This window comes from Archangium sp. (genome assembly GCF_036388035.1).
In the GTDB taxonomy this organism is placed as follows: Bacteria; Myxococcota; Myxococcia; order Myxococcales; family Myxococcaceae; genus Archangium.
In genome coordinates, this window is the sequence record NZ_DASVSO010000273.1 from 1 (window position 1) to 9,726 (window position 9,726).

2 protein-coding genes are annotated in these 9,726 nt (G+C 72.3%); both read left to right on the top strand.

Features of this window, described 5'->3' with window-relative positions:
* The first annotated feature begins 17 nt into the window (after positions 1–17).
* The gene (locus VF697_RS11470) at positions 18–5,357 is read left to right on the top strand and encodes a hypothetical protein (RefSeq protein ID WP_331094208.1); all 5,340 of its coding nucleotides are present in this window, start codon (positions 18–20) and stop codon (positions 5,355–5,357) included.
* Positions 5,354–9,726 (top strand): alpha-2-macroglobulin (locus VF697_RS11475; RefSeq protein ID WP_331094210.1); only part of this gene is annotated, 4,373 nt, incomplete at its 3' end. The genes VF697_RS11470 and VF697_RS11475, both read left to right, overlap by 4 nt.

The window sequence follows — 9,726 nt, forward strand, 5'->3', positions numbered from 1 at the left end:
CTCTAGCCGAGGCCCTCATGCCCTTGTCACCGCTGTCGGTTTCCCTGCTGCTGCTGCACGCCGTCAGCCTCTCGCCCGCCTCCGTCCCGGCGAAAGGCAGCCAGGAGACGATCGTCACCCTGGACCAGGCGGCCCGGGTCGTCATCACCGCGCGCACTCCCTCCGGGACGGCGTGCGAGCTGGTGGACCACGTGCGGGGCCCCTTCGCCCAGAGCGGCGCCGCCGGCCGCTCCAACTGCGAGCTGGACCAGCTGCTCGACGCGGGCACCTACAAGCTGCGCCTGACGTCCCGGACGAAGGGCAAGGGCACCAAGGGCCAGGTGAACCTCCAGGCGGTGCCCTACACCGAGGACAACGCCCAGCCGGTACTGCTGGAGCCGGGCCGCGAGGTGCGCCAGGTGCTCGCCCCGCGCCACCAGGCCTCCTTCTGGCTCAAGCTCGACCAGCGCCAGCCCGTCACCCTGCGCGTCTCCGGCCGCACCGCCGGAGACGTGCGGCTGTGGCGCAATGCCGCGTGGTGGGAGCCCGTCCCGCTCAAGGATGCCTCCACGCAGCCGCGCGCGGGCCAGCCCCAGTACGAGTGGTGGCTGGAGACGACGCTCGAGGCGGGCACCTACCTGCTCACCACCTATGGCACCTCCCCGAAGGACTGGAGCCAGGGCAAGGAGGACAACACCCTCGCCGTGGCCTACGGCTTCCCGAAGGCGCCTCCCGAGCGCTCGCTGAGCGTCACCCTCCCCCCCTGGGGCATGAGCGCGGTGGAGCTGCCCTCGGGCGCCACCGCCGTGTTCCTCTCGCGCGAGAGCAACGCCCAGTCCAGCAGCCGCGTGAGCCTCCATGCCCTCGCCCCCGATGGGGCCAGCAACGTCACCGGCTCCTCGGAGGCGAGCTGTCAGATTCAGCCCAAGGCGCTCATCCCCCAGTGCAGCACCCTGGCGAGCGGCACCGGCCGGCACGTGGCGCTGCTGCGCGGAGAGCCGGGCACGAAGCTGATGCTGCAGTGGGCCCGGCTCGCGACGGAGCGTGACTTCACGGATGGGAGCTATGGCCAGGGCACCTCCTCGCCCCGCTTCAAGCCGCCCACCAACGCGGACTACCTCGTCGGCCTCCACGAGGTGCCGTTGGATCCCGACAGCGCGCCCCTGGGGTGCATGCTGGAGCAGGAGACGCCGGACAACTGGGTGCTCGTCGGCTTCGACGGGCCGGAGGTGGGCCCGGATCGCCCGTTCCGCCGCGCGTTCAACTACGACGGCTCGTCCGCCACCGTCTGGTTCCGGGTGGCGCGCTCCGGCCGCTACGTCTTCGCCACCAGCGGAGAGCGGAAGACGCGCTGCGAGCTGTACCTCGTGGACGGCGCCAAGAAGACCCGGCTGTTCGAACCGGACCCGAAGGCGGAGACGTGCCGCATCCCCCATACGGCCGCCCCCGGCGTGTACGAGCTGAAGCTGTACGGCGGCACCGAGGGCATCGAGCGGCTCACCCTGGCCGTCGAGGGCCGCGCGCCCACGGAGGACACGGCGACCCGGACGTCGTGCCTGATTCCGCGCGTCCGGCTGCACAAGGACGACACCTACCGGCTCGTCGGCAACCGGATCGGCCGAGGCTCGCTGCGGGGCCTCTCCCTGCGCCCACTGCCGCTCACCTTCTCCGAGCCCCTGCCCCTGGTGCTCGACGGCCCGGCGCCCGTCGAGCTGTTCCTCGCCCGAGGGGGGCCCCTGGAGGTGCGCGCCTCCGGTGGCGAGCCCTTCACCTGCGCCGTGGGTGACACGCGGGCGGAGGCCAAGGAAGGCCGCTGCCAGCTTCCGGCCGCGACGGGGACGCTTTCGTTGAGCCAGCCCGGAGCCACACCCCTCAACCTGCTGGTGCACCGGCCCGGGTCGCCCCCGCCTCCCCCGCCTCCGCTGGCCACCTACGCGCCCACCTTCCCGCCGATGCCCGCCCTGCAACCGTCGGTGCCCACCTGGCTCGACTTCGAGCGCGGCGAGTCGCACTCGCTCACCTTCGACGTCAAGCAGGAGGGCCTCTACCACGTGACGACGCAGGGCCTGCTGGCCACCGAGTGCACCATCCGCACGCCGGTGGTGCCCCAGGTGGGCAGCGCCTCGGGCGGAGGGCGCGGGCGCAACTGCCTCGTGTCCACCTACCTGCGGCCCGGCCGCTACCTGCTCACCGCTCGCACCACGGGGCAGAGCAAGGGCCGCGGCGCCGTGCTGCTGGAGCGCCGCGAGGTGAAGGGCGTCGAGGGCGTGCTCGCCGATGGCGAGGCCTTCTTCCGCGTCAACGCGGGCGACCTCATCCAGCAGAAGCTCACGGCGCCCCGTACGAATGACTACACCCTCTCCACGGCGGCGCCGGGCGCGCAGCTCCAGTGCCGCCTGGACGACCCGAAGGGCTGGCCGGTGGTGACGGTGCCCACGCCCTGCGAGCAGTCACTGCGGCTGGCCAAGGGCACCTACCTGTGGACGCAGCTGCCGCTGACGGTGGAGTCCATGCGCCGCACCTCCCTGGAGAGCGTGAAGCCCCCGGTGGTGCTCAAGGGCAACAAGGCGCACCCGGTGCTCTTCAATGAGTGGTACCGGGCGGACCTCGGCAAGGACGGCAAGGACGAGTTCTCCTTCGAAGTGCCGGCGGGGATGGCGGTGGCCTTCACGCTGACCCACGGCATGCAGGGGCGGCTCTACTCCATTGGAGCGGACAAGACGCTCAAGCCCGTGGAAGTCATCGCTCCGCGGACGGAGTACGCGCCCCCGCCGCCTCCACCCGAGCCCGAGTACACGGAGCCGTCCGAGCCCGCTGAGTCCTCCGAGTCCGCTGAGCCCTCCGAGTACTCGGAGTCCTCCGAGGGCGAGGGGTCGGGTGAAGGCGAGTCGGAGTCGCCCCCCGAATACTCCGAGGAGAGCCCCCAGGAGGAGGCCCCGCCGCCGAGCGAGGAGGAGAGCGCCCCGGCGCCCGTCGCCGCGCCGCTGCCCACGAAGGAGTCGCCGCCTCCCGAGGGCCAGTCCCTCTGGCTCGAGCCCGGGCGCTACACGCTGGTGGCCGAGCACAGCCGCGGGGACGTGGCCATCTCCTACGCGCTGTACCTGCGCACCGAGGTGCTCGCGCCACCCATGGTCAAGGACGTGAGCGCCCCCAGCCGCATTCCGCTGGTGCTGCCGGTGGACGGCACGCTGCGCCTGCTCACGCGCGGCCGCACGGACGTGCGCTGCCGCATCTTCGACGGGACGGGACGCCTGGCGGTGGAGAGCGCGGACCACGGCGCGGACTGGAACTGCGCCATCGCCGAGCCGCTCCCCGCCGGCAGCTACACGCTGGTGCTGGAGAGCCAGACGCAGCAGCCGGGCCCCACCGAGGTGTCCGTGGCGCTGGCCCAGGTGACGGACGCCGGGGTGCTCGCCGAGAGCGGCACGCTGGACGTGAGCACCGGCGTGGTGCGCGCCACGCTGCCGCCCGTGCCCGCCGAGGCGCTGCAGGAAGTCACCCTGCGCGCCAAGACGCCCTTCTCCTGCGCCCTGGAGGACGAGCGGGGCGCGGTGGTGTCGCGGCGCATGGACGTGCGCGAGTGCGTGACGCTGCTGAGGCCGGGCACCGCGCCGTGGCGCGTGCGCGTCTGGACGCTGGGCCTGCCCACCAAGGTGAGCACCAGCGTGGCGGCCCGTCCGCTGCGTCCACTCTCCGGCGGGAGGATTCCCACGGGGGAGGCCGCGAGCGCGGAGGTGCCGAGGCCCGGCCGCTACGAGACGGGCCGGGGCGTCCTCTGCCTGCCCGCGTCCCAGCAGGGCCCCCTGCGGCCGTGCGGCCCCGAGGCCTCGCTGGAGTCCGGCGCTTGGGTGTTTGGCGCTCCCGGCGCCACCGCCGAGACGAAGCTCTCCCTCTCCGAGCGCGTGGACACGCTGGAGAACCCCGAGGAGGAGCGCACGCCGTTGAGCCAGGAAGTCACCCTGTTGCGCCAGCGCTCCAAGCAGTCCGCCCTGCACCTGCTGCGAATGAGCGTGCCCTTCGGAGACCCGGCCTACCCGGCGTGCCGGCTGGACGGGGGCGTCGCGCGGCAGCGGGACTCCGCGTGCTTCGCGGCCACCGGCCCCACGGAGGAGTCGCTCGCGCGCTGGTGGACGCCCGCGGCCGAGCGGGGAGGCGCCACCCTCACGCGCCTCGCCATTCCCGTGCCTCCCTCGTCCGTGCCGCTGACGCCCGGCCTGCAGGACCTGACGTGGAACGGAGGGCCCGCGCTCCGCCTGGTGATGCCCGCCGAGCCGACGCGCGTGCAGCTCTCCCTCCCCCAGGAGGCCTGGGCCGTGCTGGTGGACGGCAAGGGGGCCGCGGTGGACCTGTGCACCCCCTCCGACACGCTCTCCCGCTGCGTGCTGAGCGGCACGGGCGGGGTGGTGGTGCTCTGGTCTCCGGCCGAGTCCCGCGTACAGACGGAGGTGGTGTCGGTGGAGGCGGCGAAGCCGGCCGTGGCCCTCGCGAGCCTCTTTGAAACCACCTTCCGCGTGCCCGGCCGGCAGCCGCTGTCCTTCGGCGTGTCGCCGATGCCCCGGCGGCTGCTGGTGAAGGGCGCGGCGCGGTGCGTGACCACGCTCGATGACGGGGCGCGGCTGGAGGGCTGCGACGTCCAGGTGCCTCCGGGCCGCCGGGGCGAGCTCCTCCTGGAGACGAACCCCGGGGGCCTGCGCGTGGTGCTCGCTCCGCCCGAGGAGCTGGCCGCGGCCCTGCTCCCCCCCGGCTCCAAGAGCAAGCTGCCCGAATTGCCCGCCGCGAAGGCCCTGCGGCTCTCGGGCGAGACGGTGGAGCGCACCCTGACACTGCCCGCCGACGCCGTCGTCCACCTGCGCGCCGACACGGGCGTGTGTGGCCTCGGCCAGGACACCACGGTGCTGCTGGTGGACGGCCTGGAGCGCGGCTGCACCTTCGACCGGCTGCTGAAGGCCGGCACCTACCGCCTCATGGTGCGAGGCTTCGCCGAGCAGCCCCTCTCCGGCAGCGTCACCTGGACGCATGAGCCGGTGAAGGAGCTGGCCGAGGGCGTCGCCAAGGACACGGGCTGGGTGGCGCCGGGCCAGACGCGCTACTTCCGCTTCGCCACCGCCTCGGCCGGCCACGTCGGCCTGGGGCTGCAGGTGCCCGCCGAGGTGCTCCAGTGCAGCGTGCTCGACACCGCCCAGCGCGTGCTCGGCGAGGGCTGCCAGCAGTTCCTCGCGCTCGAGAAGGGCAGCTACCTGCTCGCCATCCACGCTCCCGCCACGCTGGAGCGCCCCCTCTCCTTCAAACCCGTCCTCGTGGGACTCGCCGGCGCCAAGACCGACGTCCCCGAGGAGTACCTCCGCGACTTCTTCAACCGTATCGGAGCCAACCCGTGAAGCCGCTCCTGAACTCCGTCCTGTCCCTGCTCCTGCTGCTGGCGGCCGTGCCCGCCGGGGCGCAGGAGTACCGCCCGGCCGACGAGAGCCAGCGTCCCGAGGGAGGGGGGGTGAAGCTCCTCCCCGACCAGTTCCTGCGCGGCTTCGACCCGGTCACCGTCTACTTCCCCGACAACGTCGGGCCCGGCAAGCAGAGCGCGGATGATGGCGCGAAGCTGCTCAAGGTGACGCCCTCGTGGCCCGGCCAGTGGTTCTGGGCGGACCGCAAGACGCTCCAGTTCCGCCCGGCCGAGCCCTGGCCCGCCCTGGCCCGCTTCTCCTTCGAGGCGGGGGGCGCGCGCAAAGTCCTCACCACGATGATGTCGGCGCCCTCGGCGATGTCGCCGCAGCCCGACAGCACGGACCTGAGGCCCTTCCGCACCTTCACCCTCACCTTCCCCCAGGCGCTGTCGCTCGACGCGCTCCGGAAGATGCTGCGGCTGGAGGTGCGCGACCTGCCCGGCCTGGCGGACTCGCCCACGCGGGTGCTCAAGGACTGGACGCTGTCGCAGCTCCCGCGCGGCAGCCAGCGCGAGCAGGCCATCTACGCCATCACCCTCGAGGAGGACGTGCCCGAGGGCAAGCAGCTGCGCGTCAACGTGAGCCTCGCGCTCGGGGACGAGGACAAGGTGCTGTGGGTGGGCCGGCTGTCCACGCGCCCCGCCTTCCACCTGCAGCAGGTGCAGTGCGGCCGGGAGCAATTCTCCCTGACGGGCGGGGCCTCCACGCCCCGGGACATGGCGCTCGCGTGCGGCAGCCAGGGAGACCTGCCGCAGCTCGTCTTCTCCGCGTCGGTGCAGGACCTCGGCCTCACCGCGCTGAAGAAGCTGGTGCGCCTGGAGCCCGCGGTGCCGGACCTGCACTTCCAGTCGTACGGCACGCGCGTGGCCCTGCGCGGCAAGTTCGTCCCGGACACGCTCTACCGCATGCGCATCGGCGCCGCGCCCATCCGCGACGACAGCGGCCGGCCCCTGAGGGACCCGGGAGACCTCCAGGTCTTCTTCCACCTGGACTTCAAGAGTCCCTTCCTGCGCTGGATGCAGGCCACCGCCGTGCTGGAGGCCAACGGCCCGCGCATGCTGCCGCTGCAGGGCTACGCCGACGCGCGCGCGGACGTGCGCATCTACCGGGTGGATCCGCTCCACCCCGGCCTGTGGCCCTTCCCCAACCGGCCCATCGTCATCAACGAGGAGAGCCCGCCGCCCTTCCCCGGCGAGGAGCCCGCGGTGAGCGCCACGCCTGGCTACATCGGCGAGGACCAGCTGGCCGCGCACATCCGCCTGCTGGGCTCGCCGCTCGTCTCCAAGCTGGTGGACCTGCCGCTGCCCAAGCGCGGGGGCACCACCACCTTCGGGCTGGACCTGGCGCCGCTCATCAACCCGGTGGTGGGCAAGTCCCGGCCGGGCACGTACCTCGTGGGCCTGCGGCGACTCACCGGCGCCCCCGAGCGCGCCTATGTCCGTGTGCAGATCACCAACCTCTCGCTGAGCACGGTGGAGGAGCGGGACAAGGCCGTCTTCTTCGTGCGCACGCTGGACGACGCGAAGGAGGTGCGAGGCGCCCGCATCGTGCTGGAGGGCCAGCGCCGGGTGCCGGACCCGAAGCAGCCGAAACAGACGCTGCAGCAGCCCTTCAAGCAGGAGCTGACCACGGACGCGGGAGGCCGGGCGAGCCTCGGCCCGCAGACGGACTGGGTGAGCCTCGAGCGCATCTCCGTGCAGAACGGGGACGACCTGCTCGTGCTCAACCCGCGCGAGCCCCCCTCGGCGTTCGCCAACAACCACTGGTCGCCGTCCTCGGGCTGGCTGGAGTGGCTGACGCAGCAGACGCCGCCGCCGCCGAACGACGGGCTGCGCGGCTTCCTCTTCACCGAGCGCCCCATCTACCGGCCGGGCGAGAAGGTCTACCTCAAGGGCTTCCTGCGCAACGAGGTGGGCGGTGACTTCGTGGCCCCCGAGGACGCGAAGAAGTACACGCTGCGGGTGGAGGGGCCGGGAGACCAGCAGTGGGCGCTGCCGCTGAGCTTCACCGCGCTGTATGGCTTCTCCGCCGAGTTCCAGGAGGAGAACACCCCCACGGGCGAGTTCCGCGCGGTGCTGCTGGAGACGCGCTCGGGCAGGACGCTGGCGCGCCGGGACTTCCGGGTGGAGGCGTACCGCGTGCCCACCTTCGAGGTGCAGCTCTCCAGTCCCGCCACGGCGCGGCTGGACGCGGCCTTCAAGGTGAAGGCGGTGGCGCGCTACTACGCGGGCGGCAACGTGGCCGGGCAGCCCATCGCCTGGACGGTGACGCGGCGCCCCTACTACTACGTGCCCAAGGGGCGCGAGGGCTTCCTCTTCGCCTCCAGCACCCAGTTCGCCCGGGAGGGGCAGAGCCGCGCCCCCGAGGTCATCACCCGCAACGCCACGCTGGACGACGCGGGCGCGGACGAGATGAGCGTCAACCCGGCGCTGGACTTGGACGGCTCGGCGCGCATCTACCGCTTCGAGGCCACGGTGACGGGCGCGGACAACCAGCCCGTGTCGGCGGCACAGGAGGTGCGGGCGCTGCCGCCCTTCGTGCTGGGCATGAAGCTGCCGCGCTACTCGGACAAGCCCTTCACGCTCGCGCCGGAAATCCTCGCGGTGGGCATCAACGACAAGGCGGTGAAGGGCCAGGAGGTGCGGGTGCGCCTCTACAAGCGCATCTGGCACAGCCAGCTGCGCGAGACGCACTTCGCCACCGGCGAGGCCCGGTACGTCACCGAGCAGGAGGACGTGAAGCTCGCGGAGAAGACCGTCACCACCGAGGAGAAGTCCGTCACGCCGGCCTTCGAGCTGAAGGAGGCGGGGGTGTACGTGGTGGAGCTGGTGGCGCGCGACAAGCTGGGACGCGTGCAGACGCTGTCGGCGGACCTGTATGTGGGCGGGCAGACGCCCATCGCGTGGCAGAAGTCGCGCCAGGGCGTCTTCGGGCTCACCCCGGACAAGGACGCATACAAGCCGGGCGAGACGGCGCGCCTCATCGTGCAGAGCCCCTTCCAGGAGGGCCGCGCGCTGGTGGTGGTGGAGGAGCCGGGAGGCAACACCTACACCTGGCACGACGTGTCCGGCGGCAAGGCGGTGCACGAGCTGGCCATCCGTCCCCAGCACGTCCCCAACGTGCCGGTGCACGTGCTGCTGATGCGCGGCCGGCTCGGCGAGGGAGACAAGGACGACTCGCGCTACCGGCCGCAGACGCTCGGGGCCTCGGTGGACGTGCGGGTGGAGCCGGTGCGCAACCAGGTGGCGGTGGAGCTGAAGCACCCGGAGACGGCGCGCCCCGGAGCCACGATTCCGGTGGAGCTGACGCTCAAGGATGACCAGGGCAAGCCCCTGGCCGGCGAGGTGACGCTGTGGCTGGTGGACGAGGCCGTGCTGTCGCTCGCGCCGGAGGGGACGCTCAACCCGCTCGACGAGCTCATCCGGGACAACGCGAAGGGCACCACGCTGCGCGACACGCGCAACAACCTCGTGGGCAAGCTCTTCGAGCAGGAGGAGGAGCCCGGCGGTGACGGAGCCGAGGAGGAGGAGTCCGAGGGCGGCAGCAAGCGCGTGGTGCGCAAGAACTTCAAGACGGTGCCGTACTACCAGGCCACGCTCCAGGTGCCCGCGTCCGGCAAGCTGACGGTGCAGGTGCCACTGTCGGACGACCTCACCAATTTCCGCGTGCGCGCGGTGGCCATCTCCGGGCTGCAGCGCTTCGGCTACAAGCAGACGACGCTGCGCGTGCGGCTGCCGGTGCTGGTGCAGCCACAACTGCCACGCTTCGTGCGCCAGGGCGACCGCTTCTGGGGCGGAGCGCTGGGCCGTGTGGTGGAGGGCAGTGGCGGCCCCGGCTCGGTGAAGGTCCAGATTGCCGGCCCGGCCGAGGCGCAGCCGCTGAGCCCCTCGGTGGAGCTCCAGGCCAACCGGGCCATGAGCTTCGTCACCCCCATCACCGTGAAGAGCGCGGACGTGTCCACGCCCCAGTCCCTCAAGGTGCGCGTGGACATCGAGCGCAAGGCGGACAAGGCCGGAGACGCCTTCGAGGTGCAGCTGCCCGTCCTGCCGGACCGCATGGTGGAGCACTTCTCGTACTTCGACACGCTGAAGGCCGGGAGCGCTCCCCTCAAGCCGCTGCCCGAGCCGGCGCGCCCGGGCACCACGTCCCAGGACGTGCTCATCACCTCCATTCCCGGGGTCCTCGAGCTGTACGCCGGCCTGGACTACCTGGCGGACTACCCGCACGGCTGCCTCGAGCAGAAGCTGTCCCAGCTCTACCCGGACGTGTCCATGGGCGCGCTGCTCACCCAGCTCGAGCTGAACACGGT